Source organism: Pseudoxanthomonas sp. PXM01 (genome assembly GCF_014851815.1).
In the GTDB taxonomy this organism is placed as follows: Bacteria; Pseudomonadota; Gammaproteobacteria; order Xanthomonadales; family Xanthomonadaceae; genus Pseudoxanthomonas_A.
Map to the genome: position 1 here is coordinate 563235 of NZ_JACVAJ010000002.1, position 18425 is coordinate 581659.

Annotated in this window: 17 protein-coding genes; 5 read left to right on the top strand and 12 right to left on the bottom strand. The window is 65.2% G+C overall.

What is annotated here, in order from left to right:
• Positions 1 to 23: 23 nt before the first annotated feature.
• Together IB230_RS12100 and IB230_RS12105 are read left to right on the top strand one after the other, a co-directional pair.
• Entirely contained in the window at positions 24 to 2663 is a 2640-nt protein-coding gene (locus tag IB230_RS12100; protein ID WP_192272505.1) for a TonB-dependent receptor, read from the top strand.
• Between the two features lie 13 nt (positions 2664 to 2676).
• Complete coding sequence (locus IB230_RS12105; protein WP_192272507.1) at positions 2677 to 3840, top strand: redoxin family protein; 1164 nt, start codon at positions 2677 to 2679, stop codon at positions 3838 to 3840.
• A 219-nt stretch (positions 3841 to 4059) separates the two neighbouring features.
• Here the strand turns inward: IB230_RS12105 and IB230_RS12110 are convergent, their stop codons facing one another.
• From IB230_RS12110 to IB230_RS12120, 3 genes are all read right to left on the bottom strand, one after another.
• Positions 4060 to 4425 (bottom strand): GNAT family N-acetyltransferase, encoded by a 366-nt coding sequence (locus IB230_RS12110; RefSeq protein ID WP_192272510.1) that lies wholly within the window; start codon positions 4423 to 4425, stop codon positions 4060 to 4062.
• Between the two features lie 305 nt (positions 4426 to 4730).
• Positions 4731 to 5249, bottom strand: coding sequence for a hypothetical protein (locus IB230_RS12115; RefSeq protein ID WP_192272512.1), 519 nt, complete (start codon positions 5247 to 5249; stop codon positions 4731 to 4733).
• 78 nt (positions 5250 to 5327) lie between these two features.
• Positions 5328 to 5747 carry a hypothetical protein gene (locus IB230_RS12120; RefSeq protein WP_225589501.1) on the bottom strand — a complete coding sequence of 140 codons (420 nt, stop codon included), beginning with the start codon at positions 5745 to 5747 and terminating at the stop codon, positions 5328 to 5330.
• Between the two features lie 181 nt (positions 5748 to 5928).
• Here IB230_RS12120 and IB230_RS12125 point away from each other — a divergent pair, with 181 nt between their 5' ends.
• The gene (locus IB230_RS12125; RefSeq protein WP_192272515.1) at positions 5929 to 7638 is read left to right on the top strand and encodes a sensor domain-containing diguanylate cyclase; all 1710 of its coding nucleotides are present in this window, start codon (positions 5929 to 5931) and stop codon (positions 7636 to 7638) included.
• Positions 7639 to 7714: 76 nt separating this feature from the next.
• On the opposite strand, the gene IB230_RS19725 is transcribed toward IB230_RS12125, so the two are convergent.
• From IB230_RS19725 to sufT, 6 genes are all read right to left on the bottom strand, one after another.
• Complete coding sequence (locus IB230_RS19725) at positions 7715 to 8275, bottom strand: hypothetical protein (RefSeq protein ID WP_225589502.1); 561 nt, start codon at positions 8273 to 8275, stop codon at positions 7715 to 7717.
• Between the two features lie 50 nt (positions 8276 to 8325).
• A complete protein-coding gene (locus tag IB230_RS12135; RefSeq protein WP_192272516.1) occupies positions 8326 to 9906 on the bottom strand; it encodes a hypothetical protein in 1581 nt (526 codons plus the stop codon).
• A gap of 27 nt (positions 9907 to 9933) precedes the next feature.
• Positions 9934 to 10725, bottom strand: a complete 792-nt coding sequence (locus tag IB230_RS12140; RefSeq protein WP_192272517.1) for a hypothetical protein — start codon at positions 10723 to 10725, stop codon at positions 9934 to 9936.
• Between the two features lie 426 nt (positions 10726 to 11151).
• Positions 11152 to 12942, bottom strand: a complete 1791-nt coding sequence (locus tag IB230_RS12145; RefSeq protein WP_192272518.1) for a S8 family serine peptidase — start codon at positions 12940 to 12942, stop codon at positions 11152 to 11154.
• A gap of 376 nt (positions 12943 to 13318) precedes the next feature.
• On the bottom strand, positions 13319 to 14416 hold the full coding sequence (locus IB230_RS12150; RefSeq protein ID WP_192273913.1) for a branched-chain amino acid aminotransferase: 1098 nt from the start codon (positions 14414 to 14416) through the stop codon (positions 13319 to 13321).
• A gap of 51 nt (positions 14417 to 14467) precedes the next feature.
• Positions 14468 to 15019, bottom strand: a complete 552-nt coding sequence (gene sufT, locus IB230_RS12155) for a putative Fe-S cluster assembly protein SufT (RefSeq protein WP_192272519.1) — start codon at positions 15017 to 15019, stop codon at positions 14468 to 14470.
• A gap of 110 nt (positions 15020 to 15129) precedes the next feature.
• Between sufT and IB230_RS12160 the strand changes: the two genes are divergently transcribed.
• Both IB230_RS12160 and IB230_RS12165 read left to right on the top strand, forming a co-directional pair.
• On the top strand, positions 15130 to 15543 hold the full coding sequence (locus IB230_RS12160; RefSeq protein ID WP_192272520.1) for a hypothetical protein: 414 nt from the start codon (positions 15130 to 15132) through the stop codon (positions 15541 to 15543).
• 58 nt (positions 15544 to 15601) lie between these two features.
• On the top strand, positions 15602 to 16066 hold the full coding sequence (locus tag IB230_RS12165; protein WP_192272521.1) for a hypothetical protein: 465 nt from the start codon (positions 15602 to 15604) through the stop codon (positions 16064 to 16066).
• 31 nt (positions 16067 to 16097) lie between these two features.
• Here IB230_RS12165 and IB230_RS12170 read toward each other — a convergent pair whose 3' ends face one another.
• From IB230_RS12170 to IB230_RS12180, 3 genes are read right to left on the bottom strand one after another with little or no spacing between them, the layout of a single operon-like run.
• On the bottom strand, positions 16098 to 17486 hold the full coding sequence (locus IB230_RS12170; RefSeq protein ID WP_192272522.1) for an NAD(P)(+) transhydrogenase (Re/Si-specific) subunit beta: 1389 nt from the start codon (positions 17484 to 17486) through the stop codon (positions 16098 to 16100).
• Positions 17483 to 17992, bottom strand: a complete 510-nt coding sequence (locus IB230_RS12175; protein ID WP_192272523.1) for a hypothetical protein — start codon at positions 17990 to 17992, stop codon at positions 17483 to 17485. Before IB230_RS12175 ends, IB230_RS12170 begins: the two co-directional genes overlap by 4 nt.
• A complete protein-coding gene (locus IB230_RS12180) occupies positions 17989 to 18288 on the bottom strand; it encodes an NAD(P) transhydrogenase subunit alpha (RefSeq protein ID WP_192272524.1) in 300 nt (99 codons plus the stop codon). The genes IB230_RS12175 and IB230_RS12180 overlap by 4 nt, the downstream gene beginning before the upstream one ends.
• Positions 18289 to 18425 lie beyond the last annotated feature (137 nt).

The following is an 18425-nucleotide window of genomic DNA, read 5'->3' on the forward strand; positions in this document are numbered from 1 at the left end:
CACGCCATCGCCACGGGGACCCCATGACTGCCACGCCACTGCGCTCCTTCCACCGCACGCGTTTCTGCCTCGCCATCGCCGCCATTCTCGCGCTGCCCAGTACGTCGGCATTCGCACAGCAGGCCATCGACACCCCGAACACGGCGCAACCCGCGCCGATCCGCTTCGACATACCGGCACAACCGTTGCCGGACGCGCTGCAGGCGTTCGCACGGGCATCGCGCCAGCAGGTGTCGTTCGATGCCGGCCAGCTGGCCGGACGCCGGTCGCAAGCGCTCCACGGCGACTACACCAGCGACGACGCGCTGCATCGCCTGCTGGAAGGCAGCGGTGTGGAAGCCACCCGCGGGCGCCGCGGCGTCTGGCTGGTGAAGCCGGCCCACACGCCATCCCCGTCCGCCGCACAGGATCCTGCCTCGCTGGAAGCCGTGGTCGTCACCGGCACGCACATCCGCGACGTCGCACCCACCGGTTCGCCGGTGGTCGTGATCGATGCCGAGGAGATCCGGCGCAGCGGTTACTCCGGCACCGAACAACTGCTGCAGGCCTTGCCGCAGAACTTCCGCGGCGGCGACGCCGGCGCCTCGGCGGACGTCAACTTCAGCACGGGCTCCCAACGCGGCTTCAACATGACCTCGGGCTCGGGCGTGAACCTGCGCGGCCTCGGCGCAAATGCCACCCTGGTGCTGATCAACGGACGCCGCATCTCGGCATCGTCCGGCGGTACGTTCACCGACATCTCGATGATCCCGCTCGATGCCATCGAGCGGATCGAAGTGCTGACCGACGGCGCATCCGCCGTCTATGGCGCCGATGCCGTGGGTGGCGTGGTCAACTTCATCCTCAAGTCCGACTACGACAGCGCGGAAACCCGCCTTTCCTATGGCGCCACCACGCGCGACGGGCGCGACGAGTACCGCGTCTCGCACACGATGGGCCAGCGCTGGCGCAACGGCGGCATGCTGCTGACCGCCGACTACCTGCACCAGAGCCAGCTGATGGCCAGCGAGCGTGCCTTCACGAGCAACGTCCCTGCACCGACGACCCTGATGCCTTCGAACAAGCTGGCCTCGCTGGTGTTCAGCGGCGAACAGGCCCTGGGCGACGCACTCACCCTGAAGGGCGATCTGCAGTACTCGCGCGCGCGCCGCTTCTCCACCACCACCAGTGGGGTCGGGCGCAGCGACAGCGACATCACCCCGATCCGGAAGAACGCGGCGCTCACCCTCGACTACGCCCTGTCCAACGACTGGAACATGTCGCTCGACGTGTTCGCCAGCGAAGAAGAAGCCCGCAGCCGCCTGAATGCATTCCGGCCCAATGGCGACCCCGACTACGACTACCTGCACATCCGCACGCAGGAACAACGCGGCACCGAGCTCAAGGGTTCCGGCAAGGTGGCGGAACTGCCCGGCGGCAGCATGCGACTGGCGCTCGGCATGGGCTACAAGGAAGAGGACTACCACCGCAGCATCGATCTCTACGGCACCAACCAGCAAGCCGACCGCCGCAACACCTCGGCCTTCGCGGAGGTGCACATCCCGCTGGTCGGCGAGGGCAATGCACGCAGCGGCGTGCGCCGGCTCGACCTGTCGCTGGCGGCCCGCCATGACGATTACTCCGACTTCGGCAGCACCAACAACCCGCGCATCGGCCTGTCCTGGTCGCCGACCGAGCGCCTGACCGTTCGCTCCAGCTACAGCACCTCCTTTCGCGCACCGGCGATCGGCGAAGAAGCCCGCTTCAGCAGCAACGGCCTGATCGGCGCCGAGATCAGCAGCTTCCCGGTCGATCCGGAAGGCAACCAGTGGGTGCCGGTGCTGATGTGGCTGGGCTCGGAGCCGCTCACACCGGAACTCGCGCGCAACCGCAGTATCGGCATCGACTGGAAGCCCGCCTTCGCCGACGGCATGAGCATCGCGCTGACGTACTACGACATCCGCTACACCGACCGCATCGTGCTGCCTCCACTGACGATGACGGCGCTGCTGGATCCGGCATTGCAGGGCTTCGTACAGCGCTACGACAATCCGGAACAGCTGCGTGCACTGGTCGACGCCGCCATCGCCGATGGTGTCCGGCTGATGGACTACACCTTCGGTGAGTTCGGCCCCGATCCGCTCTCGCAGACCACCACCGCCTTCAGCTATCTGTGGACGAATGCCGCGAGGGTGGACATGAGCGGCTTCGACCTCGGCGTGCGCTACCCGTTTCGCCGCAACGATCACTTCTTCGACATCGGCCTCGATGCCAGCTACATCCACACGACCGAAACCCGGTTGAACCAGACCGCACCGCCCTACGACGTGGTCGGCACGTTCGGCAATCCCCCGAAATGGCGGGCACGCGGTTCGTTTTCCTGGACGTACCTCGACCTGTCGACCAGCCTCAACGTCAACTTCAGCGACGCCTACACCGACACCACGGGGCTTGTGGAACGGCCCGTCCGTGCGTACACCACCGTCGACCTGGTGACCCGTTATGCCTTTGCGCCCGAGGCGCGCGGCCTGCTCGATGGGCTCTCGCTCTCGCTCAACGTGGTCAACCTGTTCGACGAGCAGCCGCCCTACATCACGTCCAGCGGGCGTGGTGCGCATTACGACCCGGCCAATGCCAGCCCGCTCGGCCGGATGGTGTCGCTGCAAGTCGCCAAGCGCTGGTAAGGGAGAAGCCCACATGCGCCTTTCTCATGCCTGCCGTCGGCTGGTCGTCAGCCTCTTCCTGTTCGTGACCCTGCCTGCCCTCGCGGCCACCGCCACCGGACCGCAACGGTTCGGCATCGGCGACGCCCCTCCTGCGCTCGAAACCCTGGCGTGGATCAAGGACAAGCCGGTGCAGCCACTGGCTCCCGGCCAGGTCCACGTGGTCAACTTCTTCGCCACCTGGTGCGGGGCTTCCCGCGAGTCGATGACGCTGATGTCGCGGATGGCGCGCCAACACGGCCCGGCGCTGACCATCATCGGGGTGAACGTGCGCGAATCCGAGCGCGGCACCGCCACGGTCGACGCGGTGTCGCGCTTCGTCGCCGAACGCCCCGAGAGCTTCGCGTACTCGGTCGCCATGGATGCGCCGGAGACCACGCCGCTGTTCACCCGCTGGATGCGTGGCGCCGGGATGTACGCCATCCCGACCGCGTTCATCATCGGGCGCGATGGGCGCGTGGCATGGATCGGCATCGCCATCGATGACGGCAATTCCTATCCCTTCGAACAGGCGTTGGCCGATGCCCTGCGCGATGGCGTGGATCTCGATCGGTCACGCAAGCTGCATGCGGAAACATCGGCCCAGATCGCGGAGTACCTGCGCGACCGCGAGATCCTCGCCGACATGGATGCGGCGCAGGCGCGCGGCGATCATGCGGCGACCCTGGCCGCCGCGGATGCCGTCATCGCCGCGCACCCGGACTACCGGCTGCGCACCGCGTACACCCGGCTCGGCGCCATGCTGCACCTCGACGAGGCCGGCGCCCTCGCCTTCGCGGAACAGGAACTCGACGCGTTGAAAGGCGGTGAATTCGAGGACCGGGCCGAGGTCATCGCCGGCAGTCTCGGCAGCGTCATCGCGCGCCATCCGAAGGCCTCGCCGCACGCGCAGGCGGTTGCGATGTCCTACCTGCAGCGCGGACTGCGCGCCGATCCCGCCGGCTACGGCGGCGTGCTCAACTGGCTGAACATCGCCGCCCTGGAGCATGCCCGTGGCAACCGGCAGCAAGCGATCGAGGCGCAGACGCAAGCCTTGCGCCTGACGGATGGCGTGCGTCAGATCACGCCGGACATGCGTGCGAGCATCGAGAAGAAGCTGGAGACCTATCGCGCGGCACCGGAGGATTCCGTCGATTGAGGGCAGAGGCACTCGGAAGGATATGTACTCAGACCCCTGCCTTCGATCCGGGATCTGGCGAAGGCAGGGAGAAACGTAGCGGCAACTCGGTTTTTGGCAGCGTAAGAAAGACAGGGCCCGCGGATGCGGGCCTTGTCGTTGAAGGGTCGGAGCGACTCCTCGCCGCCCCCTTGCCCGTGGCGGCCGGCACCCGGATCGGAATCCGGGCACCTCGGATGCCTACGGCGGCGAGATGACGTAGGCGCAGAGGCTTGCCGACGTCGGGACGGCCTTTGCACCCATGCCCTCGTAGAGCGAGATAGCCCTGTGATTGCTGGAGCGCACATTGTTGACCACAAGTTCCCGGCACCCCTTGTCGCGTGCCTTCTGCCGCAACCGCTCGACCACGATGCTTCCGTAGCCACGTGAGCGCTGTCTCGAATCGATTTCGATCTTCTCCAGCACAAAGCTGGCGCCGGGTTCGAACCAGCCATGGGCACGGCCTACCCGGCGGCCATCGAGCCACGGCTCGACGACATAGTGCCGCCGCTGACCGCTCTCATCGAAGCGCCAGTCTGCTTTCAGTTGAAGATGGTTCGGTTTCAAAGATGTCCTGCTGGGCGGCAAAGGCCTGACGCCTGCGTTGCGCAGGGCCGGCGTGCGGGCGCGGATTCTAGCGCACCTTGGAAACAGGGGTCAGAGCACCGCTCTCAACGGCTGTTCACTATTCACCTGATCGTCAGGCGGGCCCGCGAACGCGGACATGCCTTGTCAAGCAAGGGATTGGCCTGGACATCAATCCATGCGGGATAGCCCGGGTCTACCAGACCGCCGCGCGAGTCGGAAACGTACCCTGACCTTGATTCTGGCGGAAAACACGCCGCCTCCTCGGGTTGGAGCCAACCTGCGCGCTACACGGGCTCGAAGCGCTCCAGCGCCCTTTCAGCATCGGCGTACAGAAAGATGTCGACATTGAGCGGGGCGGAATCCGATGCCGCCACGACGATGCGCTTGCCACACTCGCCTCCAAGCAACACGCCTGCCAGGACGCGTGCGCGCGCCGCCGCCTGTGGAGAGGCGGGTCCCCGCCCTGCGAAATGGGTGTAGGGCTCAGAGCCTATCGTCGGCCCCTGTGCTCCCTGCTCGGTCCATTCGACTCTCCAGAGAGGGGTCGCTTGCTGTATGAGGAAAGGGCGATTCAGCTCTCGCCAGGAGCACGCCACTTTTTCCGCACGACTCACGCCGATCGGAAAGACCTCAAACCGGAAACCGGCCGGGCGCCCCTCGGTCGTGAACACGAACGGCGCACCTGCGGCAGTACGCAAGGCGACAAACAGATGCCAGTAGCCGTCGTCCTGAGCATGGGCATCTATCGTCGTTCCTGGCAGCGCGGAGAGATCGAGGTCAGCGGTGAACTCGGGCAACGGCACGTGCATTCCCACTTGGCATTCCCCCGCATCGCAGAACGGGCCCAGAGTACGGTCGCTTGCAGCCCCTCGTCCGACCCGTCAACCGCCCGTCGGCAACTGCCATTCCGATTGGCGCCTGTAGCGCTCGATCACCGCGTTGGCCGCCGGCGTGCTGCATGGATGGGATTTCAGCACGTCCAGGGTCCTGGTGCGGATGATTTCATCATGCCCAATGAAGAACGCTTCGAGATCGGACGCAGGTGCTCCATGCTTCTGCACCAGTTCGATCCTGACGGCATGAGCGACCTTCCGGAAGTTCGCGTCGTGTGCCTCGCTCAGCTCGGGCGTGGACACGCCACAGGCTGCTGCGACCGCCTTCGAGGCGACGAACTCGTCGTAGATCCTGAAGAGGTTTTTCTCCTGCGGAGGCTGTGCCGCCTGCGATGCGCCCGACGGCGGAGGCGTGGGCGGCGTGGGCGGCGTGCTCGATTGCCCGGAGCATCCCGTGGCACCGAGCATGGCGGCGAGCACAACAGGTAAAAGCCCTCGTACGTAGCCCACAGCCAGCTCCCCGGTGATCCTCGCGCGCCTATCCGCTGACACCCATTGATAGCACATCGGGGACAGGCGCGATAAGTCTTTTCCGCGGGCCGAACGCGCCGCTAGAGTCGCCACCAGCAAGGCCGCTTGAAGCAGGGCGATGTCAGATTCCACAGACAGGCAGGACATGGGGCCGGACGCGCTGCTGGCGGCCCTGGATACGCTCGGCATCCCCGCCGCCATCACGACCGAGGACGGCGGGATCATCGGACTTGGCCGGACGTGGCGGGACTTCGCCGCACTGGACGAAACCGCGGGCGGGATGGCGTGGGACCGTCTCGTGCCGGCGTCCCACCTGGACGCACTGCGCGCATGGCTGACACGCATGCCATGCGAAGGAGAGGCGCCCGCTCTCGAATGCCCGCTTGCCCACGCCTCCGGCGCGATGCGCTGGCACCAGCTCGGCAAGCGGCTCGTGGCATCGGGCGAGGCCGTTCGCTGGCTCTGCTACGCAACGGACATCGGCGCACTCAAACGGCGGGAAACGCGGCTCAACGATGAAGCCTCCCTCCAGGCGAAGATGCTCGACGTCAGCGTGGATTGCATCAAGCTCATCGCCCCGGACGGATGCCTCCTCCACATCAACAGGGCCGGTTGCCTGGCGCTGGGCGTATCGGCCGAAGAAAGTGTCGGCAAGCGCTGGTCGTCCCTCCTTCCCGAAGAAATCCGGGCGAGCGCGGAAGCGTCGCTGGCCGATGCCACGGCGGGCAGGACCAGCCGGTTCCCCGGCCGCAGCGTTTCCGACGCGATGGGCGAGCAGTTCTGGGACAACCTGCTGACACCCGTGCTGGACGAGGACGGCGGAACGCGATCGGTCCTGTGCGTTTCCCGGGAAGTCACCGCGGAGCACCGCGCGGTACAGACACTGCGGGAGAATGAGGGGCGTCTCGCGATGGCCGCCAAGGTCGGTGGTCTGGGGATCTGGGACTACGACATCGCTGGTGACCGGCTTCATTGCGACGCGTCCTGGTATCGCATCATGGGACGGGACCCGAGCGATACGATCCAGACCATCGCCGAGTTTCGTCCGCTGATCCATCCGGAAGACGTCGACCGCGCGACAGACGTAGGCAGGACCGCCTCGGATCTGCTCGCCGAGGACCTCGACTACTCCATCACGTTCCGTGTCGTCCGCCCCAACGGGGATATCCGGTGGGTGAGGTCGCTGGCGTACCTGGAACAAAAGGAGGGTCGTGCCGTTCGCGCCGTGGGGTTCGTCGCCGATATCACCGATGCATGGCGCGGCGAGTTGGCGCTCCGGGATGCGAATCGTGCGCTCGAGGAAGAGAAGACCTCGCTGGCCAGGAAGGTGCTGGAGGATCCGCTGACCGGCATCTCCAACCGCCGCCATCTGGACAGCGAACTCGCGCGGGTCTGGGTGCACGCCAACGAGACGGCCCAGCCGCTCTGCGTGGGAATGATCGATGTCGATCGGTTCAAGCAGTTCAACGACCGGTACGGCCATCTGGCTGGCGACGCTGCGCTCAAGCGGATCGCGAAGGCCCTCCAGGGCGTGGCGCGGCGAACCGACCTGGTGGCACGCTACGGGGGCGAGGAATTCGCGTTCGTGCTCGCCGGCACCGCGGATCCCACGGTGACCATGGACAGGTTCCTTGATGCCGTGGCGGGTCTGGCAATCCCGCACGAGGACTCGCCGACGGGACGTCTTTCGATCAGCGGCGGCGTTGTGGTGTCGCTGTCCGTCACCGAATCACCCAAGCACCTGATACAGGCGAGCGACGAGGCACTCTACGAAGCGAAGCTGGGTGGCCGCGACAGGTTCGTCGTGCGCGTCCTGCCAGGACCGTAGGCGGGAGTCGTCGGCGAGGCATTCCGTGTAGCCATGGCCGCATACACGGCGCAGCGCACCGCAGGCTTCAACCGCGCTAAGGCCGCTGCCGGGGTTTGGCCGCGCGATACTGCCCCTTGTCGCCCGCACGCGCCCCACTCGGATCGCCATTAATGCAGATGACGCCCCCGCAGATGACGGCATCCGAGGCGTAGAAGGCCTGCACGACAGGCACCGCGTCTTCGTACCGCTGGAGTTCTTCCTTCGTGGTGGTCAGCTCGCGTCGGTAGTAGCCAAGCAATGCCCAACCGACGAGAAGCACCATCAGCAGGATGGCCCCAGCAGTGCCGAGCCACACCCATACCGTCCTGCCGGCATTACGCAGTTGTGCGGATGCCACGGATACCGCGCGACCGTACTCCGTGGCCACCGGCGAAACGGCCTCTTTCGCATCCAGCGCAATGCGGTTGCCGGCTCCGTCCACGATGGCCGCAATGTCTCGACGGAACTGCGCGACCTCCTGTCGCAACGACTGCACCTGATCGCCGATGGCCGCGCTCATGCGCGCCTCGCGCTGAACCAGCTCGGCGCGCAGCAGCATCAGGGCCTTTACGGCATCCACTGGCGTGGCTGCCGCACTCGTATTGACGTCTTCCATGACACCTCCCTTTTTCGAGTCCCGTGTACCCCGGACTCTCACATGCGCCGCTAGCGCGCCATCTGCCGTTCGTGAGACTGCGGCTGCTCGACAGCTTGGTTCTGCGAGAGCCATTGCTCGCCTTGTTCTTTCATGTTCCGACCTTCCGCAGATCTCGCAAACTCAACGGCGGCACGATCGGCGGAAATACTGTCGCCAGACATGACGGCGGCGAGGTAGCGGTCTGTCAAGGACTCGTCCAAACGCGCGGGCGATTCGTGAAGCATTCCCTGATGTCCGTCCGCTCGTTGGGCTGGCTCCTGCTCCCTGTTCTGGATGGACGCACCCTCAATATCCGGCTGCATCAGCATATCTCGAGCAAAATCGGGTCGAGGTCGTGTGTCTGGAGCGCGTGGGTCGATATGCAACAAGGGCACGGCCACGCCATCGCGCGTAATGCTCAACTCGACCACCCCATTGTCACGATCCGTCCGAGTGACTTGACTGCGCTCGATCTCACGCCACTCGCCGTCGATGATCCCGTGACCACGACCATCTCGGTTCCATTGCAGGAAGTCGTTGCCTGAAGCATACAGGCCGGCGGTGTGACCGGCAGGCGCCCCCTGAAAGCGGACGTCTTGCGCCCGGGTACCGCCAGCATCCAATACTTCGACAAAGGCACGCCCCTGCGCTGGCACCAGGAACAGATTCTTGATTGTTGAGTACTCTGCCGGCAGATTGGGGTGCGCTGGATTCTGACCAAGCTGCGTCGGATTGACGAGCGGGTCTGCCAGTACGCTCTGCCACGCAGCATGGAGTGGGTTGTTCGCTTCGGAACCACGCAATGAGATCACTAGTTCTGCACCGCGCAACGCGTTGTCGCGATCACCTTGAAGATGCCGTGGAACTGCAGCTTTCAGGTCATCCACCGAGTCGATGGTTCCAGTCTCGATTCGCTGGACAATTCCCGGCCAGTTCCGCCGCCCGTCCTGGTTCTCAAGCTTGGAGATAAGTGTGGCCATGCGGATCTGATCGTCGGACGTGGCGTTCCGATATAGCGAAGTGCCTTCCAGCTCACGAATCGAACCGCCGTCCCGGAGCAGATGATTGACCTGCCGGACATCTTGGTTGTGGACAAAGGTAGTGCCGTCGTCCGAGCGAAGAAACTCATTCAGGCGGGTCTTGATACCTGCCGGTACGTCATACCCATTGTCGGCGACGGTCTGCCGGTCACCTCGAATCTCGTTGCCCTGGCGCCGTAATGCAGCGCTGGCCATGTTGTACTCGGCCTGGGTCAGTGTCAGGTTGGGCCGCTGGTGCGCATTCCCTTGTGCCCAAGCCTGGTAAGCGTCGAGCAACTGATCGGCGTTGCGATTCGTATCGTTGCGCTGCTGACCGAAATCGGTTTGCAGTGTGCCGATGGAATAGCCACTGTTGTAGATCGGCTCAAGCTGCCCCTCTCGAAACACACCGGCCTCGCGAGGCTCTCCTCGTGCCGTATCCCCTTCCCGGTGGATGTAGCCGGCGAATGCCAGATCATAGGCGACATTGCGACCGCGCAAGCTACCTTCAGAAGCTACGCCAACCGCAAAATAGATCGTGGCCCTGAGCTCACTCTCTGTAAGTGTTGTTGGTTGGAGTTGTGCGTTCACGCTTGTGCCTCCTGGCGTGTTCTGTCTCTACTCCCTGACGTCGATGATGCGGACGCTTCCCATGGGCCCGATAGGCGACAAGTCTTTGCTGCTCAACCGGATCACCTTGTCACCGATGGCGATGAGGATCGTGTTGTCACGAAGGTCCACCGCGAGTGTCGGGAGGGTGTCCCAGCATTCTTTCTGGCTGTTGTAGTCGGCAATGATTTTCGTGATCGGCACGAACCCTGGCTCGGCTTCCCCCTGTAAGGGAGCCTGCGTGCGAGCAACATAGGCGGTTGTCTCGCAGATGGATTTCCCACCGAACAGAAGTCGCACGTCGATCGGTGTATCGACCTCCTTGGGAATTCCGTGAGGCCCGATCACCGTCTTGCGCTCGAACAGTGAGTCACCCAGCACGACCTCATGCCCCCCGCCCTTTCGATCCTTCCAGCCACCGTAAACCGCGGGTCGGTCGTTACCTACGGTGTACGGCACTCCCGGAACGGATGCGTATCGAATCCCGTCAGGGGTGGTGAAACTGTAGGCGAAGGTGTAATCCAGCCTTTCGGCAGGAAAGTTCGATTCGATCGGATCCACCTGGACGGCCGCTACGCGCTCACCCGAGAAGAACTCCAAGGCCTGTGCTACGCCATTCTCAGGCGACGACATCAGCCAGAGTTTCGACGGGTTTCGGCGCTCATCAATGATGACTTCCTCCGCCGGGAATTCACGCTCTGCTACGACCGTAGCTGGCCAATTCACATAGGGCTGAATGCTGGTTCCAGCTGGCGACTTTCCTACGTGCTGGCAACCAGACAACAGTGCAAAAGGGACCATGCCAAGAAGCAATACGAACCCATACTTTGGTCTTGACCGATGGAGATCACTTCGCCGCGTCGTGTGTCCACCATCCAAGCAGGGCGACGCGGCGGGGATCCTGCCCGAGCGCCACCAGAATGAGGCCAAGAGTAGTTTCGTCATTCCCTACAACCTCCTGTCGATTGCCGCAATTCCTTTCGTATCAATCGATAGCGCCGTCCACTTCGTCGAGGCGCACATCCTCTGTTGCTATCTACACCGCATTCAAGAGAAACGCATTTATGAAGGATGGAAGACAGGTTCTTCCGGCTATCCTCCGTCACAGTGAATGTGAAATTCACAAACATCCAATCTGACGATAGACGGCGACATAGAAAAGAAAAGCCCCGGCCAAAGCCGGGGTTCTTCCTGCACATCCCTGCGCACTCCCTCAGAGCGCAATCCTCAGAAAGTGATACTCCAGCTGTTGATGTAGCCGGTATCAGCCGCCGCACGGTCACGCGCACGCAGGCGCCACGAACCGTTGAGCGCTTCGCTGGACAGGTTCACCGTATACGTCTGGTTGATGTTGTCTGCACTGCCGCCCGTGCGGTTGTGCAGCACATACACCGACCCGTCCGGCGCCAGCAGGTCGACGATCAGGTCGCCCTTGTACGTGTGCACGATGTTGACCGCCACCTGCGCATTGCTCGGCGCATTGCCCGTCCGACCCGACACCGCGATGGTGCTGGTCACGCCCGTCGTGTTGTTGTCCGGGATGTTGACGTCGGTGCCGTTGGTGTACGTCTGCACGCCACCCACCGGCGGCGTACCACCCTGCGCCGCGACCACCGCCGCGTCCGCATTCACGATGCCCGCCCCGCAGCCACCCGAACACGTGCCCGGCAACGGACGCGCCGTGTTCTTGATGATGGTCTCCACCTGCGCCGGCGTCAGGGGCGACGGAGCCGCGGCCTGCATCAGCGCGACCACGCCGGCCACATGCGGCGCCGCCATCGACGTACCGTTGTACGACGCGTAGCTGGCGCTGCCCGGCGTGGTGGTGCCGGTGTTGAGCGTGGACAGGATGCTCGCACCCGGCGCCGAGATATCGATGCCCGTACCGTAGTTGGAGAAGCTGGCGCGCGAACCGGCCGAGGTCGTCGCCGCCACGGCGATGACGTTCGGGCAGTTCGCCGGCACCGCGGTGGACACGTTGGCGTTGCTGTTGCCCGCCGCCACCACCACCGTGGTGCCGCGACCGACCGCACCGTTGATCGCGTTCTGGTAGGTGGCCGAACAGGTACCGCCGCCGCCGAGCGACATGTTGATGACTTCGGCCGGATTGGCGTTCGCCGGCACACCGCTCACCGTACCGCCCGAGGCCCAGGTGATCGCATCGGCGATGTCCGAGGTCAGGCCACCGCAGCGGCCCAGCACGCGCACCGGCACGACCTTCGCACCGAACGCGGTACCGGCCACGCCGGTGCTGTTGTTGGTCACCGCCGCCACCGTGCCCGCCACATGCGTGCCGTGCCAGCTGGAATTGCTGACCGGCGAGCCGCTGTAGCACTCGTTCGCCACCGGGTTCCAGTCGCCTTCGTCGTTCGGGTTGGAATCGCGGCCGTTGCCGTCGCGCGAGACGAACGTGTCGCTGATGAAGTCGTAGCCCGGCAGGATGTTCGCGTTGAGGTCGGCATGGTTGGTGATGCCGGTGTCGATCACCGCGACCACCACGCCCGCACCGGTGGACTTGTCCCAGGCCGGACGCACGTTGATGCCGGAGGCGGTGGTGCCGAAGCCCCATTGCTCGGACAGGCGCGCATCGTTCGGGGTCAGCACGGCGTACATGCGCTGGTCGACTTCGACGTATTCGACATTCGGATCCGCAGCCAGCTGGCGCATCAGCGATTCGGCTTCCACGCGGTCCAGCTTGCGGTCGGCGCGCACGACGTCCGCACCACCGGCGGCCAGGCGACGCAACTTCTCCAGCCCCAGCGCACGGCCGCCGCGCTTGGCGACGCCCGTACTGGCCGCCGTACTCAGCGAGCGCTGCAGCTGCGTCGCATTGGTGCTTTCCGTACTGCCGTCGCGGTACTTCACGATGAAACGGTCGTAGCCGCCGGGTTCTTCCACCTGCAAGCCGCTCATGTCGACGCGACCGGCCATCGCCGGCAGCGCGTACAACGACGCGAGCACGGCGGACGACAGGCACAGCAGGCGCACACGCGAACCACGCTTTGCAAATCCGGACATCAGACTCTCCCTCAAAGATGAAATGAAAAGCCGCCAATGCGGCAATAACCCGGTCGAGGGCGCTGGGCAGGTACGAGGGGGTGGACAGGCTGTTGCGTTCGACCGGATGAACGCGCTGCGATGCAGGGCGTACAGCGACGCTATCGGTTTGCGACCACGTGAATCAGCGATGAAAGACACAGTTCGCAACGACATGTTGCAAACGTAATCATCGGAATACATGCATGAAGCGATGGTCACCGGTAGACATCGCCGCGTAGATTCATTTACGTGTCGTGCGCGTGATGAGTGCGAATTTTTTATTCGCATCACTGCTTCTTCTCTGCATAAAAAAAGCCCGCTTGTCAGCGGGCTTTTTTCTGCGACGCGTTGCGGATCAGTCGCGCAGCTTCACCAGCCAGCCGTGGCGATCCGGCAGGCGGCCGTACTGGATGTCGGTGAGTTCCTTGCGGATGCCCATCGTCACCTCGCCGGCCGGCGCGTTGATGTCGCCGACTTCGAAACCGCGGCCCTTCAGCTGGCCGATCGGCGTGATTACCGCAGCGGTGCCGCAGGCGAACACTTCGACGATGTCGCCCGAGGCGACGCCCTGCTTCCACTCGTCGATGGAAATCCTGCGCTCTTCGACGGTGTGGCCGCGGTCGCGTGCGATCTGGATGATGCTGTCGCGGGTGATGCCTTCCAGGATGCTGCCCGACAGTTCCGGCGTGGCGATGCGGCCGTCCTTGTAGACCAGGAACACATTCATGCCGCCCAGCTCTTCCAGGTACTTGCCTTCGACCGGATCGAGGAACAGCACCTGCGAGCAGCCCTGCGCCTGTGCTTCCTGCTGCGGCAGCAGCGAGGCGGCGTAGTTGCCGCCGCACTTGGCGGCACCGGTGCCGCCCTTGCCCGCACGCGCATAGTCCTCGGACAGCCAGATCGACACCGGCGCCACGCCCTTGGCGAAGTACGCGCCGGCGGGACTGGCGATGACGTAGTAACCGGCCTGCTGCGCGGCGCGCACACCGAGGAAGGCCTCGGTGGCGATCATGAAGGGACGGAAGTACAGGCTGGTCTCGGGCGCCGACGGCACCCAGTCGCCGTCGATGGCGACCAGCTGGCGCAGCGACTCGACGAATTCGTTGACCGGCAGCTGCGGCAGCGCCAGGCGCGCGGCCGAGCGCTGCAGGCGCGCACCGTTGGCATCGGGGCGATAGGTCCAGATGGAGCCGTCGGCATGGCGGTAGGCCTTGATGCCTTCGAAGATCTCCTGGCCGTAATGCAGCACCGAGGCGGCCGGGTCGAGCGACAGCGGACCGTAGGCGCGCACTTCGGCGTCGTGCCAGCCCTGCGCCTTGTCCCAGGTGATGGCGACCATGTGGTCGGTGAAGTGCAGGCCGAACCCGGGATTGGCGAGGATGGCGTCGCGCTCGGCCGCGGTGCGGGCCTTGTCGGAGCGGGTCACGCGGTAGGTCAACGGGGCGGCGTTCATCACGTTCATCTCTTCCTTCCTGACGGGTTCTGCAAGGGACGAGCCGGGGGCTCAGAGCATGCCGGTTTCCAGCTTGGCGGCATCGGACATCATGTGGCGGCCCCACGGCGGATCGAACACCAGGTCGACGTCGGCCTCGGCGATGGTGGGGATCATTTCCAGCTTGCTGCGTACGTCATCGACCAGGATCTCGCCCATGCCGCAGCCGGGCGCGGTCAGCGTCATCTTCACCTCGACGCCGCGCTGGCCGTCGTCGCGGGTGGTGAGGTTGGCCTCGTACACCAGGCCGAGGTCGACGATGTTGAACGGGATTTCCGGATCGAAGCAGGTGCGCAGCTGGTTCCAGACCAGCGCCTCGACCTCTTCATCGCTGGCGTTGTCGGGCAGCGACAGCGGCTCGGTGGGCTCCTTGCCGATCGCGTCGGCATCCTTGCCCGCGATGCGGAACAGGTTGCCTTCGACGAAGACCGTATAGCTGCCGCCCAGTGCCTGGGTGATGTAGCCATAGCTGCCGGCCGGCAGGGTGACGAGTTCGCCCTGCGGCACCAGCACGGCGGCGCAGTCGCGGGAGAATTGGACGGGTTCGCTGCTGCGGGAGTACATGCCAGACCAGATGGGGGCGCGCGTGGGGCGCTGCAAGACGGCCTATTGTAGCCCCCGCACCCCGGCGGTCGCGTTCAGGCCCTATCCTTGGCGGCCCTGCCGGAGTCTCCATGTCCCCCGCCCCGCGTCGCATCCCCCGCTGGCTGCTCCCCGTGATGCTCGTCGTGGCCAGCGCCTGCGTGCTGGTGATCTGGGTGTCGCTGGCGCTCTACCTGCAGCGCCAGACCGGCTGGATGGCCCTGCTGGTCGCGCTCGACGTGGTGCTGGTGCTGCGCCTGGGCGGGATGGCTGCCGGCACGCGCCGCGCGGTGCTGGCCGCAGGGGTCACCGTCGCGATCTCGGCGATGGCGCTGTGGACGGTGCCCGCGACCCAGCTCGGGTTCGCGCTCGGACTCAGTCCATGGGAATCCGCCCTGCGGCTGGGTGCGCACCATGGCTGGACACTGATCTCCCTCACCACCACGCCGCTGGACGTAGTGGCACTGGTGGCGGCCCCGCTGCTGGCGGCCTGGTGGACGCGCTGAGGGCAGTGCCGGAATTCGCACCACGCCCTTCGCCATCCTCCGTCGCAGGGACATACGCATGAAACATCGGCTCGCCCCCGCGCTTCCCCTGCTGGTCGGTGGCGGCTTGCTGATCGGAACGCTGGACCTGCTCTTCGCCTTCGGCTTCTGGGCACCGCGCGGCGCCACCTTCACCGGCATCCTGCACTCGATCGCCGCCGGCTGGTACGGCGCGCAGAGCCGCGAAATGGGGCTGCACAGTGCCGTTGTGGGCGCGCTGTCGCACTACCTGATCGCCAGTACCTTCGTACTCGCCTACTGGGCGGCGGCGGGCGGGTGGCCAGCGCTACTCCGCCATCCATGGATCTGCGGCAGCGCCTACGGCGTGGCGCTGTACCTGGCGATGAACTTCATCGTGTTGCCGCTGTCTGCCGCCGGCGAGCCGAGCTTCGCGGACACTGCATGGGTGGCCAGCAGTGTCGTTGCCCATGCGCTCATCGGCGTGCTCTGCGCCTGGTTCGCGCGCAAGGCGCGGCGATACTGAGCGTGGCCGGCGGGCAGTATCCGCCGCGCCTTCAGTGCCCGCCGTCCAGCGCCTTCAGTTCGCTGACCAGCGCATTCGCCATCTCGCTGCCGTCGCCGTAGAGCATGCGGGTGTTGTCGGCGTAGAACAGCGCATTTTCGATGCCGGCGAACCCGGTGCCCTTGCCGCGCTTGATGACGATAGTGTTCTTCGAATTGACCACATCGAGGATCGGCATGCCGTAGATCGGCGACGCGGGATCGGTCTTCGCCACCGGATTCACCACGTCGTTGGCGCCGATCACCAGCGACACGTCGGTGTTGGCGAACTCGGGGTTGATGTCGTCCATGTCGGCGATCAGGTCGTACGGCACGCCCGCTTCGGCGAGCAGCACGTTCATGTGGCCCGGCATGCGGCCGGCGACCGGGTGGATGGCGAACTTCACCTTGACCCCGCGATCCATCAGCTTCTGCGTCAGCTCCCAGATCTTGTGCTGCGCCTGCGCCACCGCCAGGCCGTAACCCGGCACGATCACCACGCGTTCGGCGTAGGCCATCATCGCGGCGACATCGGCCGCTTCGATGGGTTTCATCGAACCGCCGATCTCCTGCATCGCCGCACTGCCGCCACCGAAGTTGGAGAACAGCACGTTGGTGATCTTGCGGTTCATCGCCTTGGCCATCAGACGCGTCAGCAGCATGCCGGCCGCGCCGACCATGGTGCCGGCAATGATCAGCGCCTCGTTGCCCAGCACATAGCCCTCGAACGCGACGGCCAGGCCGGTGAACGCGTTGTACAGCGAGATCACCACCGGCATGTCGGCGCCGCCGATGGGCAGCGTCATCAGCACGCCCAGCGCCAGCGACAGCACGAAGAAGGCGATGATCCACGGCATCGCCAGCGTGGTCAGCGCCATCACGCCGCAGACCACCGCGGCCAGCGCGACCAGCGCGTTGAACCACTGCTGGCCGGGGAAGGTGTAGCGCTTGTCCATGCGCCCGTCGAGCTTGGCCCAGGCGATCACCGAGCCGGTCAGCGAGACCGCGCCGATCAGCGCGCCGATCACCGCCAGCGACAGAGTGAAGGTCGACGGCGCGAGTTCCCCCGACGAATAGCGCACCAGTTCCACCGCGCCGATGGCCGCGGCCGAACCGCCGCCCATGCCGTTGAACAGCGCGACCATCTGCGGCATGTCGGTGATGGCGACCTTCTTGCCCCAGATCCAGTTGAGGCCCACGCCGATCACGATGGCCGCGATCATCAGGCCGATGTTGTGCAGCCCAGGCAGGAAGAACGTCGCGATGGTGGCGATCAACATGCCGGCACCCGCCCACTGGATGCCGCTGCGCGCGGTCTTGGGGCTGGCCATGCGCTGCAGGCCGAGCAGGAACAGCGTGGCCGCGACGAAATAGCTCAGCTTCACCAGTGTCAACGCACTCATGCCCGGCTCCCTTCCGACGACGACGCGGATTGCTTGTCCAACCGATGGTGTTCACGCATTTCGATGGCTGTCTTGAGCAGGCCGACCATGCCGAGTCCGAAGGCCACCAGGCCGAGCGAGAGCTGGTTCACCGCGGTGGTATCGGCCAGGTACGCCCCTGCCAGCCCGCCAGCCATCGCACCGAACGCATAGAACGCGAGCAGTGCCAGCATCCAGCGCCCCTTCCGCGGGTCCTGCCAGACGCGGCGCGACATCTCGTTCTGCGTGCGCGTGGGGTCCTGCAGCGAGGACAGGCCGATGCCCACGCCGGCATACAGCAACGCGTAGTTCCAGTCGTCGTAGACCGGCGACCAGCTGGCCGTGGATACGGCCGCGATCGACCAGGCCGACTTGGCCATGTAGCCCAGCGCGACCAGCAACGCGGGGTACTGCAGATAGCTCCCCCACTGGAAGACATCCCGGACCGACCAACGCTGGCGTGCAGGCATCAGGGCAGCGCTGCTCACTTGCCACCCGCCGGCGGCTTGCTGCTCTTGAACATCTCCAGCATGCGCTCGGTGACCACGTAACCGCCGGCGGCGTTGCCCGCACCCAGCAGCACAGCAATGAAGCCGATGGCCTTCTCCAGCGTCGTGTCGGCATGGCCCAGCACGACCATCGCGCCGATCAGCACGATGCCGTGGATGAAGTTGGAGCCGGACATCAGCGGCGTGTGCAGGATCACCGGCACCCGCGAAATGATCACGTGGCCGGCGATGGCCGCCAGCATGAAGATGTACAGCGCCACGAACCCGTCGCTCATCCGCTCCCCCATCCTGTCCACGTTGTCGATGCACGGGCGCTGCCCGGTGCTTCCGCATCATAACCGCACCTGAACCCGGCGGTGGGTGGCGCCACCGCGTCAACCTCCGGCCACCTCGGGCGTTTCCGTGCCTGCAA